Source organism: Streptomyces ambofaciens ATCC 23877, assembly GCF_001267885.1.
Lineage (GTDB): Bacteria > Actinomycetota > Actinomycetes > Streptomycetales > Streptomycetaceae > Streptomyces > Streptomyces ambofaciens.
In genome coordinates this window covers 4,184,219-4,208,919 of sequence record NZ_CP012382.1, presented here as the reverse complement: position 1 = coordinate 4,208,919, position 24,701 = coordinate 4,184,219, and the positions used below count along the sequence as shown (strand labels likewise).

The following is a 24,701-nucleotide window of genomic DNA, read 5'->3' as shown; positions in this document are numbered from 1 at the left end:
CCACCCCCGGTTCCGGCACTTTCCGCAGCGCAACTATGCGCGGCCCGGACCGGGTCCGCAACACGGCTCCTCCACCACCGGAAGCGGAAATGCACCAGAATCAGCACTTACGCGCACCCCTCACTTCCCCTCGTTGCAACAAGCTGGAGGTGTCGGAGGGGTGTACGCAGCGTGCATGCTGGGTGACGGCGGGGCCTGACCGACCCGTCTGCTGCACCAGGGCGGCCATGGGGGGACGAAGATCGTGATACGCGTAGGGGTTCTCGGCCCGGAGCCGCTTGAACGGGCCGGCGTCAGGCGCGTACTGGAGGACGACGGCAGGATCCGGATCGTAGGCGAGGCCTCGGAGACGGCGTCACCCATGGTGCGGACGACCCGCCTGGATGTGCTGGTCAGCAGCCACCGCGGCGCGGACGAGGCACTCGACGTCCTCCAGTTGGCGAACGCGGCCGCGCCGACGGCGGCGAATGCCCCGGGGCCCACACCGGTGCACGTCGTACTGGTCGACCACTTGTCGGAACACGCCACACGCATGCTGCTGTGCCACGGTGCTCGTGGGATCCTGCTGCGCGGCAACTCCGTGCGGCACCTGCCCTGGGCGGTACGGGCAGCAGCCGCAGGCACGATCGCACTCGCGCCCGTCGCCGCCCGTTTCCTGGTCGATCAATACGTACGGCCAGGCCGTACGGCCGATGCGGTGGCCACCGCGCGCACCATGCTGGACAAGCTCAGCTCTCGGGAGCGGGAGATCGTGCACCTACTGGCGGACGGAGCCTCGAACCCAGCCATGGCCGAGATGCTGGGAATCAGTGCGCACACGGTCAAGGACCATATCCGTGGGGTCTACTCCAAGCTCGGTGTCGACAACCGCGTCCAGGCCTCCCGGATCGTTTGGCAGGCGCAGGTGCCCGCACAGCCGACGAGCACACAGGCTCGGGGCCTCTAGCGCGTACGACGGTACGCGTATGCCCACGGTGACGCCTTGAAGCCTGCCAAGGACAAGGATCGTTCGTCGCGGAGGAGTGACCCGGGGTGCGGACCGTTCCCTGTCCACACCCCGGGTCCGGGCGTGCCGTGGTCCCCCTCCGAGCGGCACCGCGCCGACCGGACACCGCGGACGCCCGGCGTCAGTCGTTGCGCGGGCGCCACACCAGTCCGGCCGCGGACGCCGTACGCGCACCCCACCAGGCCATCACCGCGGCGCACGCCAGCCCGGCCCCGCCCACCGCCGACAGCGTCGACAGCCGGTCGGCGGAGTCGGCCATCAAGGGCGTCGTCACGTACCAGGTCACGGCGACGGCCGCGCACACCGCGAAGGCGGTGGGCGCCAGGAGGGACCAGACGGATACCGCGTAGTACACACGGCCGCTACCGCTCAGCACCGAGACCGGGCCCAGTTCGCGGCCCGTCCGGACGAACTGCGCCACCGAGCCGATCCCGGCCACGACCACGATCACCAGCACGCCTGCCACCGACAGCAACTCCAGCCACCGCTGAGCCGCTATGCCCTCGCCACTGCCGCCGAAGGTGCCGGCCATCGCGAACACCTGCACGGTCGTCGCCATCGCCACGTGCGCGTTGGCGGCTTGGTGCACCCGCGACAGCGCCAGCTGCCGCCCGTCGGCCGCCAGCACCACCAGGGCCGCTTCGTCGCCCCTACGCACGGTCTCGGTGACGTCTCCCGTACGGGCGTACAGGCGTGCCCCGACCGACCGCTCCAGTTGCACCGCCCGAGCCAGACCCGCATGCCGGGTGCGCAGTTGCGCCGGACCCGCGGACGGGCACTCGACGCCCAGGTCTCGCCATACCGGACAGCTCGCGACGAGGTCGGTCCGTCCCGACCGGGAATCCCGCGTCACGGCCAGGGCGTGCACGCCCGTCCCCAGGTCTCTCTGGAAGGAGGCCACATCGGCCGTGTCGGTGGACAGCGTCGTGGACACCCGCAGCACGCTGGTGCCGAGGTGTTCCTCCACGGCGTGCACCCGGTCGCTCATGTCCGTGAACAGGCTGATCGCGATCTGTCCCTGAGCTGCCAGGCCGACCGCGACGACCACCGCGGCCACCAGGCGCGCGACCGGGCGCGCACCCACGGCCAGCCGTCGGCCCGCGACCAGCATGCCCACCCGGCCACGCGCGGCTCCGAACCTGGCCAGCACGGGCCCGGCCGCGGACACCACCGCCCCGGCCACACCGGGCAGCAGCGCGATGGTGATCACGCTACCGGCCGCCAGGACCGGCAGACGCAGGTCGTAGGGGGCCAGGTCGGTCCCCCGCACCGTGCCGAAGAGGGCGACCGGGAACAGCCACAGCATCCACTCACGGCGCCGTTTCGCGGCCACGGGCCGGGTCGAGGTGCCGGGCCGGTATCGCGGCTGGAGCAGCACAACAGCTGCCAGAACGGCGAGCGGCACGCCCAGCACGGCGCCCATGAGGAGGGGCAGCGCCGCCCGAGCGTCGGGGACGTACAGCACGAAGTCGACGACGGGCAAGGGCACGTCGGTGAGGAGTACGGGTGCGACAGCCGCGAGCGCCGTGGACGCGCCGAGTGCAATGGGCAGGCACGCCTCGCCCACCGTGAACCACGCCCGGGCCGTACCGGAGGCACCCAGCGCGGTCAGGATCGCGGTCCGGCGGTCCCGGGCCGCAGCGCCGACCCGGGCGGCGATCACGACGAACAGACCGGCCGGGAGACCCACCAGCGCCAGATAGGCCCAGTAGAACTCCTTCGAGCCGAAGTTGTACATGTGCTCCCCGAGCGAGGGTGCCCAGGAGACGCCGAATCCGGACGCCCTGGTCATCGCGTCCGGATCCAGGCGCTCGGCCGTCGGCCGTACGTAAGCGAAGTACTCACTCGGCGACTCCAGGCCGTCCGGCGCGATGGTCCCCGCTGTCCGCCCGTACTCGGCGCGCACCTGAGGCCCGACGGCCTTCAGCGCGGGGGAGAGCACGGCCTCGCCGCGTTTCGGCCACCGGCTCAGGCCGGGCGGCAGGGGTGCGTCGGAAACGAGGGGCTCGACGTAGACCACGTCGTACTGGCGGTCGTCGACACTCGCCAGTGTCGCCCGCCACAGCAGGGTGGCGGACTCGGGGGCGGCGACCCGCGGCCAACGAGCCTGGCTGCGCTCCGCACGGCCGTCGAAGGAGGAGGCAGCGAGGAGGAATCCGCAGACGGCGAGCACCGACACGGTGGTCGCCGCGAACAGGGCGAAGTACCGGATACGGCCTGCTTCGGCCGCCCGGGACGCCGCCCGCCCCATGCGCAGCAGCCGCCATCGCAGGCCGCCGCCGTTCACCGCGCCTCCTCGGCCTGGACCAGTCGCCCCTCGTGCACACGCAGCCGCACGTCGGCGCGCCCGGCCACCATCGGATCGTGGGTCACCACCACCAGGGCGCACCCATGTTCCCGAGGGGTGCTGAACAGCAGGTCGGCCACGGCTTCCCGTTGCTCGCCGTCCAACGCTCCGGTCGGCTCGTCCGCCAGCAGCAGTTCGGGGGTGTTGACAAGGGCACGGCCCACGGCGACACGCTGCCGCTCCCCACCCGACAGGTCCTGTGTGGCCGTGGCCCCGGGCACACCGAGGCGGGTGAGCAGCGACTCGGCGCGGGAACGGGCCTCGGTCACCGCCTCGCCGGCCAGCAGGCTCGCGATCATCACGTTCTCCACCGGGGTCAGTTCCGGGAGAAGCTCGCCGAACTGGAAGACCATGCCGACGTGCCTGCGCCGGTGGGCGGCGAGCGCCCTCGCGGACAGCCGGGTCACGTCTCGCCCCACGATCTCGACACGCCCGGACTGAGGGCGGATCAGCCCCATGACACACATCAGCAGAGTGGACTTACCGCTTCCGGACGGTCCCATCACGGAGACGGAACTGCCCGCGGGAACGGTGAGGTCGGCACCGGCGAGCAGGCTTCGGCCGGACACGCCGTAGACCACCTCGCTCAGCCTCAGAACGGGTGGGGCAGGGGTTGCGGACACGCGGAGCTCCCTTGGTCGGGGGGATCACTCGATGCGGGCGGCACGGACAACGCACGCCTGACCGAGAGGCCGGTCGGCCTCTCGGTCAGGCTGCGGTCACACTGCGCGGGCGGAACCGGTCAGTTGGAGTACCAGTTGGTGTGCCAGTCAGGCAGGTTGTTGCGTGAGACCGTGCCGCGGGCCTTGAAGATCTCGGAGGCCCTACTGCTCTCGACGGTGCCCTTGTTGCCGTCGTTGTCGGACGGACCGTCGGGCCCACCCTTGTTCCAGAGGTTCAGTTTGGTGCCCGAATGGGCCACGCGGTAGTACTCCGCCTTCACCCAGTGGCTGGATCCCGTGTCCTTGATGTTCATGATCGAGCGGCTGCCCTCGGTCCAGAACCGGAGCTCGCCGCCGTAGGAGTGCGGGCCGATCTCGTACGCGAAGGCAGGCGTCGCCGTGCTCAGGGCCAGGGCGGCGACGGCCCCGACCCCCAGGCGTCGTGCGATTCTGACGTTCACCGAAGTGTGTCCCCTCGTCCGACGGAGTCCCCGGACCGCAGTGGGCGGCCGGGACGGAACCGCACGACGTGAGCGGTGCGGTTCCTTGTGACTCCCAGCCTGCTTCGCGACGATCAGCGGGATAATCCACCTGTCGGGGGGTATTCCAGAGGACCCACCCCGAAGAGGGGAAACCGGACTACTTCAGCCCCAGCTCCGCACAGTCCGCCTCGTACTTGGCCGTGCAGATGTCGGAGACCTTGTAGAAGCCGTCCGCGATGACGGTGCCCTTGATGTTGTCCTGCGTGAGGGCGACGACGGGCACCAGCTGGGCGGGGATGCCCTTGTGGGTGGGGCTGTCGACCTTGTCGCGGGCGAGCGCGTCGAACTGGATGTCCCGGCCCTGGACCCGCGCCACGGCCATCTCCGCGGCGTTCTCGGCCTCCTGCGGGTAGGACTTGTACACGCTCATGTACTGCTCGCCGGTGACGATCCGCTGCACCGCGGAGAGCTCGGCGTCCTGGCCGGTGACCGGCGGCAGGTCGGTGACGCCCGCGTCCTCCAGGGACTTGATGATGCCGCCGGCCATGCCGTCGTTGGCGGAGTAGACGGCGGCGATGTTGTCCTTGCCGATCTTCTGGATCGCCTCGGTCATGTTCGCCTCGGCGTTCTCCGGCTTCCAGTCCTTGGTGTCGAAGGACTGGGCGATCGTCACCTTGCCGTTCAGCTCGGCCATCGCCCCCGCCTTGAACTGCTTGGCGTTCGGGTCGGTGGGCGAGCCGTTCATCATGACGACCTTCTCGGAGCTGTCCGCGTTCTCGCCGAGCGCCTCCACGAGGGAGCGGCCCTGCACCTCGCCGACCAGCTCGTTGTCGAAGGAGATGTACGCGTCGATCGGGCCCTCGGCCAGACGGTCGTAGGCGATGACCGGGATGCCGGCGTCCTTGGCCTTCTGGACGCTCTCCCCGACCGCCTTCGCGTCGACCGCGTCCAGGACGATCACGTCGACCTGGTCGTCGATCATCTGCTGCATCTGGTCGGCCTGCTTCGACGCGCTCGCCTCGGCGTTGGCGTACTTGACGTTGCCCTGGTCGCGCGTGAGTTCGGCGACCTTCGCCTTGAAGTAGGGGTAGTCGAACTGCTCGTAGCGCGTGTTCGCCTTCTCCGGGAGCAGCAGACCCACGGTGATGTCGTTGCCCTTGGTCGGGCTCGCCTTGTCGCTGCTCTCCGACGCGCCCAGCACCCCGCAGGCGGCCATCGAGAGGGTCATCATGGACGCGGCCACGGATATGGCGATACGACGGGCACGGCTGTTCACTGCGCTTACCTTCCGACACACGGGTGTTGTGGTGACCCAGGTGAAGGAAGCCAACGCTGTCTTCACGAAATCGTCAAGAAGTACTGGACCAATGAGACAGCAACGTTGCGAACAGGCCCGGAGGTCGCTCGACCACCGGGCCTTCGCCGCCTGCGCGCGACGGTCAGTCCGGGGACTGTCCGTGCCGCTTGGGCCGCCACACCACCAGGGCGCTGGTCTGCTGGACCTCCTGGTAGGGGACCAGGTCGCGGCGGTACGACGCGTGCACCGCCGCCTCGCGCTGGCGCATCGCCGACGCCGCGCCCTCCAGGGCGTCCTGCATCTCGGCCAGGCGGGCCTGGAGCGCGGCGACCTGGTTCTCCAGTTCGATGATGCGCTTGATTCCGGCCAGGTTGATGCCCTCGTCCTGCGACAGCTGCTGCACCTGACGGAGCAGCTCGATGTCGCGGGCCGAGTAGCGCCGGCCGCGCCCGGCCGTGCGGTCCGGGGAGACCAGGCCGAGGCGGTCGTACTGACGCAGGGTCTGCGGGTGCAGACCGGAGAGCTGGGCCGCCACCGAGATGACGTAGACCGGGGTGTCCTCGGTCAGTTCATACGGATTGCGCCGACGACCGTCCATTCCCGTCAAGCTCCCTTCGCGGCCTGGAACAGCTCCGCCCGCGGATCCTCGTCCGCGGTCGCCTCGCGATACGCCTCCAGCGCGTCACGAGCCTTCCCCGTCAGGTCCTTCGGAACACTCACCTCCACGGTGACCAGAAGGTCACCGCGGGTGCCGTCCTTGCGGACCGCTCCCTTGCCCCTGGCGCGCATGGTGCGGCCGTTGGGGGTGCCCTCCGGCAGCTTCAGCGTGACCGGCGGCCCGCCCAGGGTCGGGACCCGGACCTCGCCGCCGAGGGCGGCCTCCGCGTACGTCACCGGGACGGTGACGGTGAGGTTGTCGCCCCGGCGGCCGAAGACGGGGTGGTCCTTGACGTGCACGACCACGTACAGGTCGCCCGCCGGTCCGCCCCGCTCGCCCGGTGTGCCCTTGCCGCGCAGCCGGATGCGCTGCCCGTCCGACACCCCGGCCGGGATGCGGACCTGCATCGTCCGGGAGGACTTGGCCCGCCCGGACCCCTTGCAGACGTCGCAGGGGTCCTCGGCGATCAGGCCTCGGCCCTTGCAGTCCGGGCACGGGTCGGTGAGCGAGAAGCCTCCGCCCGAGCCCCGGGCGACCTGCCCGGTGCCGACGCAGGTCGGGCACACGCGCGGTGTGCCGTTCTTGTCGCCGGTGCCCGAACAGGCCTTGCAGGGTGCCTGGGAGGACATCCGCAGCGGGACGGTCGCGCCCTCGATGGCCTCGGTGAAGCTGAGGGTGACCTCGGACTCGACGTCCTGGCCGCGGCGCGGCTGGGTCCGCGTGCCGGTGCCGGGGCCGCCGGCGCCGGTGCGGTTGAACAGCCCGCCGAAGACGTCGCCGAGCCCGCCGCCGAAGCCGCCGGCGCCCTGGCCCCCGGCCTGGGCGCCGCCTCCGAAGAGGTCGCCCAGGTCGAAGTTGAAGGTGCCGCCGCCGCCCGCGCCCGGCCCCGGACGGAAACCGCCGTTGCCGAAGAGGGCGCGGGCCTCGTCGTACTCCTTGCGCTTCTTGGGGTCACCGAGGATGTCGTTGGCCTCGGAGATCTCCTTGAAGCGCTCCTCCGCCTTGACGTTTCCCTTGTTGGCGTCCGGGTGGAACTCGCGGGCGAGCTTCCGGTACGCCTTCTTGATCTCGGCCTCGGTGGCGTCCTTGGGGACGCCGAGGACCTTGTAGTAGTCCTTCTCGATGAAGTCCTTGGTGCTCATCCCCGACGTCCCTCCTTCCTCGTCATTTCAAGCTCAGCCCTCGTCCGGGCCACCGCTCTCCTTGTTCTCCACGGAGTCGGAGCCGTCCTTCGCCTCGGTGCTCTCCTCGGCCGGCTTGACCGTCTGCGCACCCGGCTGCGGCTCGGCGACGGCCACCCGCGCGGGGCGGATGGTGCGTTCGCCGATCCGGTACCCGGGCTGCAGGATCGCCACGCACGTCGTCTCGGTGACGTCCGGTGCGTAGGAGTGCATCAGGGCCTCGTGGATCGTCGGGTCGAAGGGCTCGCCCTCCTTGCCGAACTGCTGGAGGCCCAGCTTGGCCACCGTGGTCTCCAGCGACTCCGCGACGGACTTGAAGCCGCCGACCAGTTCGCCGTGCTCCCGGGCGCGGCCGATGTCGTCGAGCACGGGAAGCAGCTCGGACAGGAGGTTCGCGACGGCGACCTCCTTGACCGCGACACGGTCCCGCTCCACCCGGCGGCGGTAGTTCTGGTACTCGGCCTGGAGGCGCTGGAGGTCCGCCGTGCGCTCGTTGAGCGCGGTGCGCACCTGGTCCAGCTGGGCCACCAGGCCCGCGTTCTCGCTCGCGTCCCCGGCCGGGGCCGCGCCCTCCTCCGCGGAGGGGGCGGCGGCCTTCGGCTCGGCGTCGTCAGGGCTGGCGCCGGAGGGGACGTCGGGCTTCTCCTCGAAGCCCGGGGTCTCCTCCGTCACGCGGCACCGTCCTTGCGCTCGTCGTCCACGATCTCGGCGTCGACGACGTCGTCGTCGCCCTTGTCACCGGCCTGGGCACCCTCGCCGGGAGCCTCGCCGCCGGCAGCCTGCGCGCCCTGGGCGTCGGCGTACATCGCCTGGCCCAGCTTCTGCGAGACGGCGGCGACCTTCTCCGTGGCGGTACGGATCTCGGCGGTGTCCTCGCCCTTGAGCTTCTCCTTCAGCTCGGCGACGGCGGCCTCGACCTCGGTCTTGATCTCGCCGGGGACCTTGTCCTCGTTGTCCTTGAGGAACTTCTCCGTCTGGTAGACGAGCTGCTCGCCCTGGTTGCGGGACTCGGCGGCCTCGCGGCGGGCGTGGTCCTCCTCCGCGTACTTCTCGGCCTCCTGGCGCATCCGGTCGACCTCGTCCTTCGGCAGCGAGGAGCCGCCGGTGACGGTCATCTTCTGCTCCTTGCCCGTGCCCAGGTCCTTCGCGGTCACGTGCATGATGCCGTTGGCGTCGATGTCGAAGGCGACCTCGATCTGCGGGACGCCGCGGGGCGCCGGGGGCAGACCGGTCAGCTCGAACATCCCGAGCTTCTTGTTGTACGCCGCGATCTCGCGCTCGCCCTGGTAGACCTGGATCTGCACGGAGGGCTGGTTGTCCTCGGCGGTGGTGAAGATCTCCGAACGCTTCGTCGGGATCGTCGTGTTCCGCTCGATCAGCTTGGTCATGATGCCGCCCTTGGTCTCGATGCCGAGGGACAGCGGGGTGACGTCGAGGAGCAGGACGTCCTTGACCTCGCCCTTGAGGACACCGGCCTGCAGGGCGGCGCCGATGGCGACGACCTCGTCCGGGTTGACGCCCTTGTTGGCGTCCTTGCCGCCGGTCAGCTCCTTGACGAGCTCGGCGACGGCGGGCATGCGGGTGGAGCCACCGACGAGAACGACGTGGTCGATCTCGGACAGCTGGATGCCGGCGTCCTTGATGACGTTGTGGAACGGCGTCTTGCAGCGCTCCAGCAGGTCGGCCGTCAGCTGCTGGAACTGAGCCCGCGTGAGCTTCTCGTCCAGGTGCAGCGGGCCCTCGGCGGAGGCCGTGATGTAGGGGAGGTTGATCGAGGTCTCGGTGGACGAGGACAGCTCGATCTTCGCCTTCTCGGCGGCCTCGCGCAGGCGCTGGAGCGCCATCTTGTCCTTGGAGAGGTCCACGCCGTGGCCGGACTGGAACTGCTTGACCAGGTAGTCGACGACGCGCTGGTCCCAGTCGTCACCACCGAGGTGGTTGTCACCGTTGGTGGCCTTCACCTCGACGACGCCGTCGCCGATCTCCAGCAGCGAGACGTCGAACGTACCGCCACCGAGGTCGAAGACGAGGATGATCTGCTCGTCCTTGTCGAGGCCGTACGCCAGCGCGGCGGCCGTCGGCTCGTTGACGATGCGCAGGACGTTGAGGCCCGCGATCTCACCGGCCTCCTTGGTGGCCTGGCGCTCGGCGTCGTTGAAGTACGCCGGGACGGTGATGACCGCGTCGGTCACCTTCTCGCCCAGGTAGGACTCGGCGTCCCGCTTCAGCTTCTGCAGCACGAAGGCGCTGATCTGCTGCGGGTTGAAGTCCTTGCCGTCCAGGTTGATCTTCCAGTCGGTGCCCATGTGGCGCTTGACCGACCGGATGGTCCTGTCGACGTTCGTGACCGCCTGACGCTTGGCCACCTCGCCGACCAGCACCTCACCGTTCTTGGCGAAGGCGACGACGGACGGCGTGGTCCTGGCGCCCTCGGCGTTGGTGATGACGGTGGGCTCGCCGCCCTCCAGAACGCTGACGACGGAGTTAGTCGTGCCCAGGTCGATGCCGACCGCACGTGCCATGGTGAATAACCTCCAGCTGACTTGAGTGGAACAGGCTCAAGTGTGCAGGACGCATTTCGATGCGTCAACAGAGGTGAGTCGAGCAGGCTCAACTCTTATCCGTTCCTTACGCGCAACGACTCTCTGACCTGCGATTTCTCGGTGCGCCGGGTCTGACGAACCGGGAAAATCGTCCCCCGGGAGGACGCCTCGTCCGGGGTCCCGGTTGCGCCGGGAGGCGTCCGAGACCCCTGGGTCTCCGTCGGACGCCGCCGGGGCGGCACGTCGGCGTCCACCCTCCGGGACACGTCCGCGACCGTTCGCCGCGACTCCTCCGCCCCCTCCGCCGCGGCCCGCCGGGACCCGCCCGCGAGCGCTCGCCGCGTTTCCTCCACACCCGGCCGCCGCGATCCCTCCACACCCGGCCGCCGCGACTCCTCTACGTCCGGCCGCCGCGACTCCCCTACCTCCGGCCGCCGCATTCCGTCCCCGACCGTCCGCCGCGGCCCGTACACCCGCACCCGCAGGAGCGCCGCCACCCCGGCGACCGCCCCGCCCGCCGGCCAGAGCACCGCCGTCTCCCCCGCCCAGCCGGTGTGCACGAGCACGCCCACGAGCACCCCGCAGAAGGAGGCCGCTCCGAGCACCACCGCCGCGCCCCGCGGAGTGAGACCGAGCCGGCGCAGCCGGTGGGCGAGATGGTCGGGCCCGCCGCGCAGGAGGGGCCGCCCCGCGAGCCGGCGGGAGAGGAGGACGAGGGCGGCGTCCACCCCCGCGAGCGCCGTCAGGGCGAACGCCACTCCCACGCCGGCCAGGGGCTCGTGCCCCGCGCGGGTGAACACGGCCGCCCCGGCGAGCAGGAAGCCCGCGAAGAGCGAGCCGCAGGCCCCGAGGGCGATCCGCGCGGGGTGCCAGTTGTGCAGCAGGAAGCCGGTCAGCGCGGCGGCCAGGGCGAGCAGCAGCACCGCCAGCCCGTCCATCAGCTCCGCGGCGGCGCAGGCACCGACGCCGAAGGCGGTCACGACACCCACGGTGCCGGCCACCCCGTCGGCGTGGTCGAGCCCCCGGAAGGCGACGGCGACGACCGCGATCCAGCCCGCCGCGAGCCCCCCGGCCACCGGCCCCGTCTCGCCGTACGGCACGACGTACGCGGCCGCGAGGGCCGTACCGGCGAGCAGCCACCGCCGGCGCAGCCGCCAGACGTCGGCGGCCAGACCGAGGAAGCCGACGGCGGTCGCGGCGACGAGCAGTCGGCCCACTCCCGAGCCGAGCGGCACGACGCCGGTCCGGTCGCCGGTCCACGCGACCGCGCCGGTGACGAGGACGACGGCCGCGCCGCCGAGCAGGGGCACGGGCCGCTGCCGTCGCCGGTCGACGAGGGCGAGGCGCAGGGCGGGCGCCCTCAGCAGCGCGGCGAGGAGGGCGGCGAGAAGAAAGGAGGCGGTTGCTGCGGCGATCCCATAGAGCACGGGCCTAAGCTAAGCCCGAACCAGGTCGAATATCATGATTTGGGACGAATGGCGCGTCCGATCCCGCACGCTCCCCGACGGCCCGCCACGGGACGCCGCCCCCGCGGTCAGGGTTGCCTCAGCGACGCAGATCACCGCACGTCCGGCTACAGTGCGGCGCAGGATGGGGGTAGTCTCGAACGGACTGCCTAAGTTACCGCTTAGTAATACCGCCCCCTCGTCACCTCGCAGGCCCGAGGAGCCCCCAAATGCAACTCGCCGCGATCATCGTGTCGCTGGTCCTGATCGTGGTCGGCGTGGCACTGTTCGGCCGCGCCGTCCTGCAGATCTACAACTCCATGCGCCTGGGCCAGCCCGTGCCGGCCGGGACGCGGACCAACGAGCCCGTGCAACGCACCGTCACCGTGGTCCGGGAGTTCCTCGGCCACACCCGGATGAACCGCTGGGGCATCGTCGGGGTGGCGCACTGGTTCGTCGCGGTGGGCTTCTTCTCCCTCCTGCTGACGATCGTCAACGCCATCGGCCAGCTCTTCCAGGCCGACTGGATCCTGCCGGTCATCGGCGACTGGGCGCCGTACAACGTCTTCGTCGAGTTCATCGGCACGATGACGGTCCTCGGCATCCTGGTCCTGATCGCGATCCGCCAGCTGAGCAAGCCGAACAAGCCGGGCCGCAAGTCCCGCTTCGCCGGCTCCAACTTCGGCCAGGCGTACTTCGTCGAGGCCGTCATCCTCATCGTCGGCGTCTGCATCTTCATGCTGCACGCGCTGGAGGGCGCCCTCCACCACGTGGACGGCTACGAGGCCTCGTTCTTCATCTCGTACCCGGTCGTCTCCGCGCTCCGGGACCTGGACGTCTCCACGCTCCAGAACCTCGTCTACCTCTTCGCCGGCCTGAAGATCGCGACCTCGTTCATCTGGATGATCACGGTCGCCCTGAAGACCGACATGGGCGTGGCCTGGCACCGCTTCCTGGCGTTCCCGAACATCTGGTTCAAGCGCAACGCCGACGGCGGCACCTCGCTCGGCGCCCTGCTCCCGATGACGTCGGGCGGCAAGCCGATCGACTTCACCGACCCCGGCGACGACGACGTCTTCGGCGTCTCCCAGGTCGAGCAGTTCTCCTGGAAGGGCCTGCTGGACTTCTCCACCTGCACCGAGTGCGGCCGCTGCCAGTCGCAGTGCCCCGCGTGGAACACCGGCAAGCCGCTCTCCCCCAAGCTCCTGATCATGTCCCTGCGCGACCACGCGCACGCCAAGGCCCCCTACCTGCTGGCCGGCGGCGGCAAGACGATGGAGGGCGAGGAGAAGGCGTCCGAGGAGCAGCTGAAGGACGTCCCCGCGGCCGCCCTCGCCGAGGCCGAGCGGCCGCTGATCGGCACCCTCGAAGAGAACGGCGTCATCGACCCGGACGTCCTGTGGTCCTGCACCACCTGCGGCGCCTGCGTCGAGCAGTGCCCGGTCGACATCGAGCACGTCGACCACATCGTCGACATGCGCCGCTACCAGGTCATGATCGAGTCGGCGTTCCCGTCCGAGGCGGGCACGATGCTCAAGAACCTGGAGAAGAAGGGCAACCCCTGGGGCCTGGCGAAGAAGCAGCGCCTGGAGTGGCTCAAGGAGCTCGACTTCGAGGTCCCGGTCGTCGGCAAGGACATCGAGGACCTCACCGAGGTGGAGTACCTCTACTGGGTCGGCTGCGCCGGCGCCCTGGAGGACCGCGCCAAGAAGACCACCAAGGCCTTCGCCGAGCTGCTGCACATCGCGGGCGTGAAGTTCGCGATCATGGGCGGCGACGAGAAGTGCACCGGCGACTCCGCCCGCCGCCTCGGCAACGAGCCCCTGTTCCAGGAGCTCGGCATGGAGAACGTCATGTCCCTCAACGCCGCCTTCGGCGAGGAGATGGACGACGACGGCAAGGTCACCGACGAGTCGAGGAAGCCCAAGTCGGCCAAGAAGATCGTCGCGACCTGCCCGCACTGCCTCAACACCCTCGGCAACGAGTACCCGCAGCTCGGCGGCGACTACGAGGTCATCCACCACACCCAGCTGCTCCAGCACCTGGTGGACGAGGGCAGGCTGCTCCCGGTGACCCCGGTCGAGGGCATCATCACGTACCACGACCCGTGCTACCTGGGCCGCCACAACAAGATCTACACCCCTCCGCGCGAGATCATCGCCGCCGTCCCGGGCGTCCGCAACGAGGAGATGCACCGCCACAAGGAACGCGGCTTCTGCTGCGGCGCCGGCGGCGCGCGGATGTGGATGGAGGAGCGGATCGGCAAGCGCATCAACAACGAGCGCGTCGACGAGGCCCTGTCGGTCAACCCCGACATCGTCTCCACCGCCTGCCCCTTCTGCCTCGTCATGCTCACGGACTCCGTGAACGGCAAGAAGAACGACGGCAAGGCCAAGGAGTCCATCCAGGTCGTCGACGTCGCCCAGCTCCTGCTGGACTCCGTCAAGACCCCGGCCGACCCCGCGGGCGAGCCGGAGCCGGAGACCGAGCCCACCCCGGAACCGGTGAAGTAGCCGAGGTCCGCGCACCCTCTCGACCGACACCCCCAGGTTCCGTCCGGACCTGGGGGTGTCGCCGTATGTCGAACACGTGCATCATTACCCGGTCGTTGTCGGAGACACGTACTGCTACGGACGAGACGGACGAGGTGGACGGTGCGCGTGCGAAGAAGCACCCCGGTGCGAAGAAGCACCCTGACCAGGGCGACGGCCCTCGGCTGCCTGCTGCTGCTGGCCGCCTGCGGCCACGGCCCGACGGCGGACACCACCGGGGACACCGCCCCCACCCCCGTACGCGCCGCCCAGGCCCCCGCCCCCGCCCCGCTCCCCGTCCCGCGCGGCGACGGCAGCGAGGTCCCCGACGACTTCAACGGCGACGGCCACCGCGACCTCGTCCTCGACGACCTCGTCAAGGCGCAGAGCCACGCGGACGACGCCGGCATCGGCATCGTCTACGGCTCCTCCCGCGGACCGGTCCCCGGCACCCGGCAGTTGCTCACCCCCAAGAAGTACGCGGCCCCCACCGACGGGCAGTTGCCGGCGGTCTTCGAGACCGAGGCGACCTGCGACCTCGACGGCGACGGCTTCACCGACCTGGTGGTCACCACCGACCCGCCCTACGACGGCCAGGGCCGCCCCCCGGTGCCCCTCCAGCTCCTCTTCGGTTCCCCGTCCGGCCCGGCCGGCCGCGCGGTCCCGCTGACCGTCCCCGACCGGGCCCGCTACGGCAACGACTGGCCCGAACGCCCGGTGTGCGGCGACTTCGACGGCGACGGCGCCCGGGACCTGGTCGTCCACGCCACCGCCGGCCGGCTCAGCTACCTGCGCGGCCCCTTCACCCGCGAGGGCGCCCCGCGCGAGGCCGGCGCGCCCCTCGCCTCCCCCGGCGAGGCGCCGACCGGTCCCGCCGCCGACGTGGACCGCGACGGGTACGACGACCTGGTCGTCCGCGCCTCGGCGGGCCCCGGCGAGGCCGCCGTCGTCCTCGGCGGCCCGGCCGGCCCCACCCGCACCGGCGTCACCCTCCCCGCCGGCGTCGACATCGCCCTGGGCGCCTTCGGCAGGGGCAAGGCGCTGGACGCGGCCGTGGGCGCCATGGACGGCACCGCGATGCGCTACGACCTCCCCACCGCCGCTGGGGGTACCTCCCACGCATCGAGCAGTGGGGGAGGCACCCTCGACCTCCCCGGTTCGACGCTCGACGCCGCCGACCTCGACGGCGACGGCCTGAGCGAACTGGTGTCCAGCGGCAACGGGGTACGGGTCCTCCCGGGCCGCGGCACGGGCCCCGCGACCACGGGCGTGGTCACGGTGCGCCCCGCGGCGACCGGCACGACGCAGGTGCTGACCACCGGCGACTTCGACGGCGACGACCTGGCGGACCTGGTGGTGCGGACGTACCGGGGCGACACACAGGACGCCGTCGCGGTGTACCGGGGCGCGGCCGAGGGCCTGGTGACGGCGGAGGCGGCGGTCACGTTCTCCACGTCGGTGTTCCTGACCCCGTAGGGGACGGACCGGCGGACCCGTGCGCGGACGCCGCGGGGAGGTCGGGGAGTCCTCGGGGGTGCCCCGTAAGGGATGTCACAGCTCGGCCGCAAAGGCCGCCCCGAAAGGCCACGCCCCGCACGTCACTCTCCGGGACCAGGTACGTTCGAAGGCGTGGCTGGATTCAGGATCGGACGCGGCCGGGACAACGGCGCTCCGCACGCGCGACCGCAACGCCCTCCGTACGGACAGCAGGCGCCCCAGGGACCGTCGTACGGCGGTCCCGCGACGCCTCAGCAGCCGTACCCGCAGCAGCCGTACGGGGGTGGCGGACCCGGCCCCGGCGCCGGCGGCTCACCGTGGCCACAGCCCCACGGCGGCGGGCACGGTGAGCCGGAGTACTTCGGCGACGGCGGCCACCCCCAGGGCGGCCCTCACGGGGGCCAGGCCCCCCACGACCCGTACGCGGCCAACAACCCGGGCCACACGCAGGCGTTCACGGTCGACGACCCCTACAACCAGGGCGAGACCTACCGCGCCGGCTCCGCGCCGCCGCCCGGTCCGGTCGGTCCCCGCCTGCACTGGAAGGCACTGCTGAGGGGCGTCGTCCTCGCCCCCGGCGCGACCTTCCTCCAGATGCGGGACTACGCGATGTGGGCCCCGGCGCTCATCGTGACCTTCCTCTACGGCCTGCTGGCGGTCTTCGGCTTCGACGGCGCCCGCGAGGAGGCGATCAACGCCACCCTCTCCAACGCGGTCCCGATCGTCCTGACCACGGCCGTGGCGATGGTGCTGAGCGCGTTCGTCCTGGGCGTGGTCACCCACACCCTGGCCCGCCAGCTCGGCGGCGACGGCGCCTGGCAGCCCACCGTCGGCCTCTCCATGCTGATCATGTCCCTCACGGACGCCCCGCGCCTGGTCGTCGCGCTGTTCGCCGGCGGCGACGCGCCCTTCGTCCAGATCCTGGGCTGGGCCACCTGGGTCGCGGCGGGCGCCCTGCTGACCCTGATGGTCGGCCGCTCCCACGACCTGCCCTGGCCGAAGGCGCTGGGCGCGTCGGCGATCCAGCTGATCGCGCTGCTGTCGATCGTGAAGCTGGGCACGTTCTAGTCGCCGACGCGTGGTACGTGGAAGGGCCCCCGGCGTCGCGCCGGGGGCCCTGGCGTCGCGCCGGGGGCCCTTCCACGTACCGCGCGTCCCGGACGCTCAGCCACTCAGGCGTCGAGCACCTGACCGTCCTTGCGCACCACGGGCGGCTGGACGCTCCACGGGAAGTTGATCCAGTCGTCGGTCCGCTTCCACACGTACTCGCACTGGACGAGCGAGTGGGACTTCTCATAGATCACGGCGCTGCGGACCTCGGCGACGGTGTCCAGGCAGAAGTCCCGCACCAGCTTGAGCGTCTTGCCGGTGTCCGCGACGTCGTCCGTGATGAGGACCTTCTTGCGGGAGAAGTCGATCACGTTGGGCACGGGCGCCAGCATGACCGGCATCTCCAGGGTGGTCCCGACCCCGGTGTAGAACTCCACGTTCACGAGGTGGATGTTCTTGCAGTCGAGCGCGTACGCCAGACCGCCGGCGACGAAGACGCCGCCGCGGGCGATCGACAGCACTATGTCGGGCTCGTAGCCGTCGTCGGCGACGGCCTGAGCGAGCTCGCGCACCGCGACGCCGAACTGCTCGTAGGTCAGGTTCTCCCGTACATCACTCATGCGCGCGTCCTGCTCATACCTGGGTCCGATGGAAGTTGATGAAGGACCGGGAGGCGGTCGGCCCCCGCTGCCCCTGGTAACGGGACCCGTACCGCTCGCTCCCGTACGGGTGCTCGGCCGGCGACGTGAGCCGGAACATGCACAGCTGCCCGATCTTCATGCCCGGCCACAGCTTGATGGGCAGGGTCGCGAGATTGCTGAGCTCGAGCGTCACGTGCCCGGAGAACCCGGGGTCGATGAACCCGGCGGTGGAGTGCGTGACGAGCCCGAGCCGCCCCAGCGAGCTCTTCCCCTCCAGCCGTGAGGCGAGATCGTCGGGCAGCGAGACGACCTCGTACGTACTGGCCAGCACGAACTCGCCGGGATGCAGGATGAACGGCTCGTCGCCCTCCGGCTCCACGAGCCGGGTCAGGTCCGCCTGCTCCACCGAGGGGTCGATGTGCGGGTACCGGTGATTCTCGAACACCCGGAAGTAGCGGTCGAGACGCACGTCGATGCTCGACGGCTGCACCATGGAGTCGTCGTAGGGATCGATGCGGACCCGCCCGGCGTCGATCTCGGCCCGGATGTCCTTGTCTGAGAGAAGCACGCACCGAGGATACGCAAGGCGCGCGGAGCTGCGACAACCGCCGCCGCGCCGCGCGCCCGAACCTCACCCGGGGTGTGTGCTACCGCTTCACCGCACCCACCGGCACGGCACTCCGCAGCCGCGCGCACCGCGGACATCGGACGAGCCGGCCGGGGCCGAGCCGCTCGGCCTTCTGCATCGGGAACGAGGCGGCGGTGAACACGTGCCCATCGGCACAGCGGAGGACGGTGTGATCCATCAAGTCCTTCAAGTCCCTTCCCCAAGAGCCGCGTCTGGCTGACTACCCTGACGACAAAAGCCACAGTACGGGATCAAAGAGACGACTCTCCAGGCGGCACTCCGGCCCCTCCCGGACCCTCTCCAGGGCCCCCACCGTACGCCCCAACTCCGGCGCTCCGCAGCCGCGTCACACCCCCGGAACGCGCGTCGGTCCCACGGCGCGGACACCGGGGACCGACGATGGGGTAGAGTGACGGAGCGTCCAGGCACCGACCTCGGTCGGCGTCTTACGCGGGTGTAGTTTAATGGTAGAACATCAGCTTCCCAAGCTGAGAGCGCGAGTTCGATTCTCGTCACCCGCTCCATGAAGAAGGCCCAGGTCAGAGACCCGGGCCTTCTTTGTCGTCTACACCGACCAGGGAATCGCACCGTTTGTACACTCTGCCCGACGGTTGAGCTGTGGCCCGCGCACGCGGTGCTTCCCAGCAGAGGTGAACGCGCGCGGCCGCACCAGGATGTTCCGAAAAGCGTGTCAGGTCGTTCAGAGTTGGCCGACTGCAGACAGGTGTGGGAGAGCTCCTGCGTGAACCCCACGGAAGTGAGGCCGACGTAGCGCGGACAGCATGGTGGAGACACGACTGCACGTGTTCTCAGCGACCACCGTTCCCACCCTGCTGCACAACATCCGTGCGTACCAGAGCCGCACGAGTTGCCCGAGCACCGTCACTTCCCGAGCGACGAGCGCAAGTTCAGCTCTCGTCGTATCAGAGCGGGAGATCGTCGGGGAGTACCCGAAACACCTTGTGGTGGCCCAAGGGGCGTACGGCCCGGAAGTCACGTCGGTCGAGGGTGAGGATCGCGTCCGTGTCGTAGTCGGCGGCGAGCGCCACGTTGACCGCGTCGGCGAGGTCGAGGTCCAGCGCACGGTAGCGGACACGGACGGACTGGGCGGCGCCCAGGTGGCCCTCCGTGATCTCCGGCATGACGACGCGCCCCCGGCTCATCCAGCGCCGGAGGTCGTCGACCGCGCCGAGGGCGGCCGCCCTGCCGAGCTCGCGCGTGGCGACGTGGTCCAGTTCGGCCAGCAGCAATGGGGACATGACCAGGAGGCCCGCCGCCATGATCGCCTCGTTCGCCGCCCGGTGTTCCGGGTGAGCCGAGTCCAGGGCCGCCAGGAGGCCGGACGTGTCGGCGATGACAATGATCACGCGGCGGTTCCGGAACTCGAGTCGGCCTCACGGCGGACGGCGTCGGCGACCGCATCACGGACCTCCGCCTTGGAGGGCGTGCGGCCCGTCCCCTCGAAGGTGCGCGAGAACAGCGGCTCGTCCCAGACCCTGTTCGCCATGGCCGCGAGGTGGATGCCCTGGCGGATGATCTCGGCCTCGCTGATCCCCCGACGCTTCGCGGCCTCCTTGATGATCGCCAGGTCCTCGGGGTCGGCGTAGACGTTCGTGCGCTTCATGGACATGTACCAAGAGTAGTCCATGTACCGGATTGACACACGCAGGTGCCTCGTTCTTCGGATCATCAGATGCCGGCCGCGCCCACCGAGCCGAGGCGAGGGCCCGGCAGCCATGTGCGACCGCGACTGCCGCGTCAGCCACTCTGTGCATCCCCAAGCCCGCACACCGAGCAATCCACATCAGCGAAGTGGTCGTCCACATCGCAGTGTCGTGCCCACGGTGTGCCCTTCAGAGCGGACACCTACGGTCAACAGCAGTGCCACAGAACGTCCACGCCTACCGCAGCACATTGGATCCACGCAGGTCAGCAGCTTCACGCGCGCGCAAGCGCCGTCGCTTCCCAAGCTGAGAGCGCGAGTTCGATTCTCGTCACCCGCTCCGCGTGAAACCCCCAGATTAGAAACCTGGGGCTCTTTGTTGTCGTCGAGCCCGGCGACCTCCCGTTGCCGCTCCTCGTCGGGATGCCGGTGGACCGGCGCGGCCTTCCCGCACGGCCGGTAGGCCCGCACCATCGTCCCCCTGAGCTGCTGGTGCACGCGCTCACACACCGGCCGGTTTTTCCACCATCCACAGCCCACCCGGGCGCCCCTCGACCGCACCACACCCTGGTGAGCCGTCTCGCCGTGTGCGGCCCAACCGGCGGAGCGCGCAGCTCCGGCGGAGAACGGGCCTGCGGGCCGCGCGGAGGCAGGGACCGACCGCAGGACGTTTGCGCCACGGCCCGCGAGGCCCCGGCCCGGCCGTGGTGTCACCGGCGTGCGCGGGATTCGCCGGCCACCGTGGACCTCACCGGCGCCGCAGGGCCAGGACCGCGTTGTGGCCGCCGAAGCCGAACGAGTTGCTGAGGGCCAGGTCACCGCGGGCGGGTAGCGGGCGGGCGAGGTTGGTGACCACGTCGAGCGGGATCGCGTCGTCGAGATCGTCGCAGCCCGTGGTCGGCGGGATGATCCCGTGGTGCAGAGTGAGTGCCGTCGCCACCGCCTCCACACCGCCCGCGGCGCCCTGAAGGTGCCCCAGGCTTCCCTTGAGGGCGGTGACCGGCACGGGGACGGCGCCGTCCGCGTCGCCGAAGACGGTGCTCAGAGCTGCCGCCTCCGCGAGGTCGCCCTCGACGGTCCCCGTGGCGTGCGCGTTGATGTGCACCACGTCGGCGGTACGGGACCCCGCGTCCGTGACCGCGCGCCGCAGGGCGGTCGCCACTCCGCCGCCCGTCGGGTCCGGCGCGGCCATGTGGTAGGCGTCGGCCGACAGGCCCCAGCCCGCGGCCTCGCAGTAGATCCGGGCGCCGCGAGCCAGCGCGTGTTCCTCCGACTCCAGCACCAGCAGCCCTGCCCCTTCGCTGTTCACGAAGCCCTCCCTGTCCTTGGCGAAGGGCCGGGAGGCGGCTTCGGGGGTGTCGTTACGGGCGGACAGCGCGCGCATCGCGCTGAACGCGGCCATGACCTCGGGCGTCACGGCGGCCTCCGCCCCGCCGGCGAGCGCGATGTCGACATGGCCGTACCGGATGCGGTCGATGGCCTGCCCGATGGCCTCCGTACCGGAGGCGCACGCGCTGACCACGGTGCGGGCCTCCCCGGTGATGCACAGATCGAGCGAGATCTGGGACGCCGCCTGGGAGGGCACGGTCATGGGCGCGGTGAGCGGTGGCACCGCCCGGGCACCCCGGTCCCGCAGCCGACGGGCACCCTCCACGAGTACGCCGGCGCCGCCGATGATGGTGCCGACGCTCACCCCGACCCGGTCCGGGTCGAGGCCGCTGTCCCGGGTGCCGCCCGCACAGAACCCGGCGTCCCGCCATGCCTCCCTGGCCGCCGTCACCGCCAGCAGCGCGCCCCGGTTCATCCGCCGTGCCCGCGGCGGGGGCAGCAGCCCGGCGGGGTCGACGGGGACGGTCCCGGCGATCCTGACCGGGTGCGCCGCGAACTCGGCGCCCGTCAGTGGCCGGATGCCGCAACGGCCGGCGAGCAGCCCTTCCCAGAGGGAGTCGGTGCCTGCGCCGAGCGGGGACATGGTGCCGAGGCCGGTGACGACGACCCGTCTGGACATGTACCTGACATTTCTCATGGCAATCGCTTTCCCTTCTCTTTCCTACGACTTCCCGCACGTTCTCCATGCGGGCCCGTTGATCGACTGCATGGTGATCGCGGCTTCGGACGCGCTCACGCCCCAAGGGGTCGACGACGCCTCCGACTAGTGTTTGATCGTTCGAAGACATGCCACGAACGGGGGAAACATGACGGAATCGCGTGGTTCAGACATACCCGAAGCAGCGGAATTCCAGCTCGAATTCGCTGACCTTCCGCACCTCTTGCGGGCCTGGCGCACAGAGGCGGGCGCCAAGCTCGGACGGGGCAAGGCGCTGCCGCAGAAGGAGGTCGCCCAGCGCATGGGCGTCAGCGAGCGCTGGTACCGCGCGCTGGAGAGCGGGGCTCAGGTTCCGCTCACCCTGGACACGTTGACCCAGCTCGCAGAAGCGCTGGACCTCGGACCGGACGAACGTACGGCGTTGTACTGGTACCGGCTGGCCGAGGTGTCGGACGAGGAGCGGACGGCGGACGACGGCGGCAGACTGGGCCGGCTCAAGGACCTGGTCGACGCACAGACGACGTTTCCGGCCTATCTCATCGACCACGCGTGGAACATCATCACCTACAACGCGCTCATGGCCCGGTGGTTTCCCTGGGTCCGTGAGCCGGAAGCCAATCTGATGCGCTGGGTTCTGCTGAACCCCGAATCGCGTGAACAGATAGTGGAATGGAGGAAACAGGCCGCGCTGTATCTCGCACAGTTGAGATTCGCGCTCTTTCGCAGTCCGGACGACCCGACTCTCAATGATTTACTGACGAGTGTCCAGCACGAGCCGGTCTGTCGTGAACTCTGGAATGCCGGGCCCCGCATCATCGCGTTCCGGCAGGGCGGAAAATTCCGCCTCGCACTCCCCCATGTTTCCCAGACCGAGTTGGTTGTCACCGCCCAGGTCCTCCTCCCCGCTTACCGGCCAGGCGCCCGCTTCGTGGCTCTGATGCCGGCGTAACAGTGCCTGTGCGCCACCAACTCTACACAGAAAGAGATGACTGGCAAGCGGCAAGTTTTTGCCGCTTGACAAGCCTTGAAGAGCACTTGCAACCTCATTGAGGCGCAGCCTGAGACCCGTGTGGATTCTGCCCTCACAGCGGCAGCTCTTTACCTTCCATTCCGGATCTTTACCTCCTGTTGGGGACTGCGGGTTGCGCTGCACGGGGGGTCCGTGCCAAGTCCGGGTATCTCTTTTTGCTGCGGAATGGTGACATGGAAAGTCAGACGCTCGTCAGATCCGACACCACACGGACGGCACTTCAGCCGCTGACCGACTCCGACTCCGTGGCGGACCAACTGGACGCCCTGCACCACCGCGCGGTGCGCGAGTTACGGCTCGCGCTGCCCCGGCGCCCCTACGACCGCCGGGTGCGGGAGCGGGCGGCACTGCTCAGCGGGGAACTGGTCCGCCGTGGCGCGCGGGTGCGCGTCCTGCATCCGGCGGACGTCGCCCGCGATCCCGCCCAGGCCGAGGACCTGCGGCGGATCGCGGCGTCCGGCGCGCAGGTGCGGGGCCTGCCGCGGCTGCCGGTGTGGATGGCCGTGGTCGACCGCGATCTGGCGATCGTGCCGTCGGACCCCGCACTGGGTGAGTCCTCGGCCACACTGCTGCGCGGACGGTCTCTGGTCGCCGGCCACCAGGCCCTGTTCGACCAGGTGTGGGCGGGCTGCGCGCCGGTGCCGACGGACAGCGGGGCCGGCGGGCCCGGGCGCGGCGGGCTGGACGAGCGGGAGCGAGAGGCGCTGGTGCTTCTCGCCGAGGGGCTGACCGACGAGGGCATCTCCCGCCGCACCGGCCTGTCGGTCCGCACGGTCCGCCGGACCATAGCGGGCGTGATGTCCAGGATGGGTGCCCAGAGCCGCTTCCAGGCGGGGGTGGAAGCGGCCCGGCGGCAGTGGATCTGAACGGCCCCGGCCCGGGGCCCCGCGGGGGTCCTACAGTCCCGTGCGGGCCAGGTCCTGCTCGGCGTATCGGTCGCCGACGGGCGGGGTGAGCGCGTCGAGCCGGGCCAGTTGCCCGGACGTGAGGACGACCTCGGCCGCGGCGGCGTTCTCCTCGACGCGGGTCACGCGCCGGGTGCCGGGGACGGGGACGATGCCGTCGCCCTGGGCGAGCAGCCAGGCGAGCGCGACCTGCGCGGGGGTGGCCCCGACGCTCCGGGCCACGTCCTCCACCTCGTCGACGATGCGCAGGTTCCGCTCGAAGTTCCCCTCGGCGAACCGGGGTGTGGACAGCCGGAAGTCGTCCGGGGCGAACTCCCGGGTGGAGCGGATGGTGCCGGTCAGGAAACCCCGGCCGAGCGGCGAGTAGGCGACGAGCCCGGCGCCCAACTCCCGCAGGAGCGGCAGCAGCGTCTCGGCGGGCTCCCGGGACCACAGCGAGTACTCGGTCTGCACCGCCGTCACGGGGTGCACGGAGTGGGCGCGCCGGATGGTGTCCGGGCCGGCCTCGGACAGTCCGACGTGCCGGACCTTGCCCTCGCGCACCAGCTCGGCGAGCGCGCCCATGGTGTCCTCGATCGGCGTGTCCGGGTCGACGCGGTGCTGGTAGTAGAGGTCGATGTGGTCGGTGCCCAGGCGCCTGAGCGAACCCTCCACCGCCTTGCGCACATTGGCCGGTGAGCTGTCGAGCACGTTCGGACCGCCGCCGTCGTGCGAGACCAGCCCGAACTTGGTGGCGATCACCACCTCGTCACGCCGTCCGGCGACGGCCCGCCCGACCAGCTCCTCGTTCACGAACGGGCCGTAGATCTCGGCGGTGTCGATGAGGTCGACGCCGAGGTCCAGTGCCCGCCGGATCGTGCGGACGGCCTCCTCCTCGTCGTTGCCCGCTCCCGTGTAGTAGTCGGACATCGACATGGCGCCCAGGCCGATGCCGGAAACATCAAGACCGCCGAGCGAAACGCGCTGCACTGAGACCGCGCCCCTTTCTTTTCTCAACTCCGCACCCATCCAAGCACGAATGGGCACCCGCACCGAAGCATTCGCATCTTTCCTGCGGGTTACCAGGCGAGAACAAGTCTTCCTGGATT

General features: G+C 70.5%; 21 protein-coding genes and 1 tRNA gene. 7 read left to right on the top strand and 15 right to left on the bottom strand.

Annotated features, from left to right (window positions below; genetic code table 11):
• The first annotated feature begins 361 nt into the window (after positions 1-361).
• Positions 362-946, top strand: coding sequence for a helix-turn-helix transcriptional regulator (locus SAM23877_RS18775; RefSeq protein WP_159041987.1), 585 nt, complete (start codon positions 362-364; stop codon positions 944-946).
• Between the two features lie 181 nt (positions 947-1,127).
• Here the strand turns inward: SAM23877_RS18775 and SAM23877_RS18770 are convergent, their stop codons facing one another.
• The 9 genes from SAM23877_RS18770 to SAM23877_RS18730 form a co-directional block, all read right to left on the bottom strand.
• Positions 1,128-3,293 (bottom strand): hypothetical protein, encoded by a 2,166-nt coding sequence (locus SAM23877_RS18770; RefSeq protein ID WP_053134411.1) that lies wholly within the window; start codon positions 3,291-3,293, stop codon positions 1,128-1,130.
• Entirely contained in the window at positions 3,290-3,976 is a 687-nt protein-coding gene (locus SAM23877_RS18765) for an ABC transporter ATP-binding protein (RefSeq protein ID WP_053134409.1), read from the bottom strand. The genes SAM23877_RS18770 and SAM23877_RS18765 overlap by 4 nt, the downstream gene beginning before the upstream one ends.
• Before the next feature lie 119 nt (positions 3,977-4,095).
• Entirely contained in the window at positions 4,096-4,476 is a 381-nt protein-coding gene (locus SAM23877_RS18760) for a hypothetical protein (protein WP_053134407.1), read from the bottom strand.
• 178 nt (positions 4,477-4,654) lie between these two features.
• On the bottom strand, positions 4,655-5,773 hold the full coding sequence (locus tag SAM23877_RS18755) for a sugar ABC transporter substrate-binding protein (RefSeq protein ID WP_053134406.1): 1,119 nt from the start codon (positions 5,771-5,773) through the stop codon (positions 4,655-4,657).
• Positions 5,774-5,936: 163 nt separating this feature from the next.
• Positions 5,937-6,392 carry a heat shock protein transcriptional repressor HspR gene (locus SAM23877_RS18750; RefSeq protein ID WP_053134404.1) on the bottom strand — a complete coding sequence of 152 codons (456 nt, stop codon included), beginning with the start codon at positions 6,390-6,392 and terminating at the stop codon, positions 5,937-5,939.
• A 5-nt stretch (positions 6,393-6,397) separates the two neighbouring features.
• Positions 6,398-7,594, bottom strand: a complete 1,197-nt coding sequence (gene dnaJ / locus SAM23877_RS18745) for a molecular chaperone DnaJ (protein WP_053134402.1) — start codon at positions 7,592-7,594, stop codon at positions 6,398-6,400.
• A gap of 33 nt (positions 7,595-7,627) precedes the next feature.
• Entirely contained in the window at positions 7,628-8,305 is a 678-nt protein-coding gene (grpE, locus tag SAM23877_RS18740) for a nucleotide exchange factor GrpE (RefSeq protein ID WP_053134400.1), read from the bottom strand.
• On the bottom strand, positions 8,302-10,155 hold the full coding sequence (gene dnaK / locus SAM23877_RS18735) for a molecular chaperone DnaK (RefSeq protein WP_053134399.1): 1,854 nt from the start codon (positions 10,153-10,155) through the stop codon (positions 8,302-8,304). Before dnaK ends, grpE begins: the two co-directional genes overlap by 4 nt.
• Before the next feature lie 95 nt (positions 10,156-10,250).
• Positions 10,251-11,603, bottom strand: coding sequence for an MraY family glycosyltransferase (locus tag SAM23877_RS18730; protein ID WP_053134396.1), 1,353 nt, complete (start codon positions 11,601-11,603; stop codon positions 10,251-10,253).
• A 248-nt stretch (positions 11,604-11,851) separates the two neighbouring features.
• On the opposite strand from SAM23877_RS18730, the gene SAM23877_RS18725 reads away from it, so the two are divergent.
• The 3 genes from SAM23877_RS18725 to SAM23877_RS18715 all read left to right on the top strand — a co-directional run bounded on the left by SAM23877_RS18725 (position 11,852) and on the right by SAM23877_RS18715 (position 16,717).
• Positions 11,852-14,134 (top strand): heterodisulfide reductase-related iron-sulfur binding cluster, encoded by a 2,283-nt coding sequence (locus tag SAM23877_RS18725; RefSeq protein WP_053134393.1) that lies wholly within the window; start codon positions 11,852-11,854, stop codon positions 14,132-14,134.
• A gap of 165 nt (positions 14,135-14,299) precedes the next feature.
• A complete protein-coding gene (locus tag SAM23877_RS18720) occupies positions 14,300-15,628 on the top strand; it encodes an FG-GAP repeat domain-containing protein (protein ID WP_053134390.1) in 1,329 nt (442 codons plus the stop codon).
• Between the two features lie 72 nt (positions 15,629-15,700).
• Complete coding sequence (locus SAM23877_RS18715) at positions 15,701-16,717, top strand: Yip1 family protein (protein WP_053134387.1); 1,017 nt, start codon at positions 15,701-15,703, stop codon at positions 16,715-16,717.
• A gap of 104 nt (positions 16,718-16,821) precedes the next feature.
• Here SAM23877_RS18715 and SAM23877_RS18710 read toward each other — a convergent pair whose 3' ends face one another.
• On the bottom strand, positions 16,822-17,319 hold the full coding sequence (locus SAM23877_RS18710; protein WP_053134384.1) for a phosphoribosyltransferase: 498 nt from the start codon (positions 17,317-17,319) through the stop codon (positions 16,822-16,824).
• A 13-nt stretch (positions 17,320-17,332) separates the two neighbouring features.
• A complete protein-coding gene (gene dcd, locus SAM23877_RS18705; RefSeq protein WP_053134381.1) occupies positions 17,333-17,908 on the bottom strand; it encodes a dCTP deaminase in 576 nt (191 codons plus the stop codon).
• 510 nt (positions 17,909-18,418) lie between these two features.
• Here dcd and SAM23877_RS18700 point away from each other — a divergent pair.
• Positions 18,419-18,492 (top strand) — tRNA-Gly (locus tag SAM23877_RS18700).
• A gap of 399 nt (positions 18,493-18,891) precedes the next feature.
• On the opposite strand, the gene SAM23877_RS18695 is transcribed toward SAM23877_RS18700, so the two are convergent.
• From SAM23877_RS18695 to SAM23877_RS18685, 3 genes are all read right to left on the bottom strand, one after another.
• Complete coding sequence (locus tag SAM23877_RS18695; protein WP_053134378.1) at positions 18,892-19,335, bottom strand: PIN domain-containing protein; 444 nt, start codon at positions 19,333-19,335, stop codon at positions 18,892-18,894.
• On the bottom strand, positions 19,332-19,598 hold the full coding sequence (locus tag SAM23877_RS18690) for a ribbon-helix-helix domain-containing protein (RefSeq protein WP_053134376.1): 267 nt from the start codon (positions 19,596-19,598) through the stop codon (positions 19,332-19,334). Before SAM23877_RS18690 ends, SAM23877_RS18695 begins: the two co-directional genes overlap by 4 nt.
• A 781-nt stretch (positions 19,599-20,379) precedes the next feature.
• Positions 20,380-21,657, bottom strand: a complete 1,278-nt coding sequence (locus SAM23877_RS18685; protein WP_167355235.1) for a beta-ketoacyl-[acyl-carrier-protein] synthase family protein — start codon at positions 21,655-21,657, stop codon at positions 20,380-20,382.
• 169 nt (positions 21,658-21,826) lie between these two features.
• Here SAM23877_RS18685 and SAM23877_RS18680 point away from each other — a divergent pair, with 169 nt between their 5' ends.
• Complete coding sequence (locus SAM23877_RS18680; RefSeq protein ID WP_053134373.1) at positions 21,827-22,627, top strand: helix-turn-helix domain-containing protein; 801 nt, start codon at positions 21,827-21,829, stop codon at positions 22,625-22,627.
• Positions 22,628-22,881: 254 nt separating this feature from the next.
• Positions 22,882-23,574 (top strand): helix-turn-helix transcriptional regulator, encoded by a 693-nt coding sequence (locus SAM23877_RS18675; RefSeq protein ID WP_053134370.1) that lies wholly within the window; start codon positions 22,882-22,884, stop codon positions 23,572-23,574.
• 30 nt (positions 23,575-23,604) lie between these two features.
• On the opposite strand, the gene SAM23877_RS18670 is transcribed toward SAM23877_RS18675, so the two are convergent.
• Positions 23,605-24,582 carry an aldo/keto reductase gene (locus SAM23877_RS18670; RefSeq protein WP_053134367.1) on the bottom strand — a complete coding sequence of 326 codons (978 nt, stop codon included), beginning with the start codon at positions 24,580-24,582 and terminating at the stop codon, positions 23,605-23,607.
• Positions 24,583-24,701 lie beyond the last annotated feature (119 nt).

Coding starts and splice junctions, on each gene's coding strand:
- SAM23877_RS18725 (WP_053134393.1), top strand. CDS start 11,852: ATGCAACTCGCCGCGATCATCGTGTCGCTGGTCCTGATCGTGGTCGGC.
- SAM23877_RS18675 (WP_053134370.1), top strand. CDS start 22,882: ATGGAAAGTCAGACGCTCGTCAGATCCGACACCACACGGACGGCACTT.
- SAM23877_RS18680 (WP_053134373.1), top strand. CDS start 21,827: ATGACGGAATCGCGTGGTTCAGACATACCCGAAGCAGCGGAATTCCAG.
- SAM23877_RS18690 (WP_053134376.1), bottom strand. CDS start 19,598: ATGTCCATGAAGCGCACGAACGTCTACGCCGACCCCGAGGACCTGGCG.
- dnaJ (WP_053134402.1), bottom strand. CDS start 7,594: ATGAGCACCAAGGACTTCATCGAGAAGGACTACTACAAGGTCCTCGGC.
- SAM23877_RS18715 (WP_053134387.1), top strand. CDS start 15,701: ATGTCACAGCTCGGCCGCAAAGGCCGCCCCGAAAGGCCACGCCCCGCA.
- SAM23877_RS18775 (WP_159041987.1), top strand. CDS start 362: ATGGTGCGGACGACCCGCCTGGATGTGCTGGTCAGCAGCCACCGCGGC.
- SAM23877_RS18710 (WP_053134384.1), bottom strand. CDS start 17,319: ATGAGTGATGTACGGGAGAACCTGACCTACGAGCAGTTCGGCGTCGCG.
- SAM23877_RS18685 (WP_167355235.1), bottom strand. CDS start 21,657: ATGAGAAATGTCAGGTACATGTCCAGACGGGTCGTCGTCACCGGCCTC.
- dnaK (WP_053134399.1), bottom strand. CDS start 10,155: ATGGCACGTGCGGTCGGCATCGACCTGGGCACGACTAACTCCGTCGTC.
- SAM23877_RS18750 (WP_053134404.1), bottom strand. CDS start 6,392: ATGGACGGTCGTCGGCGCAATCCGTATGAACTGACCGAGGACACCCCG.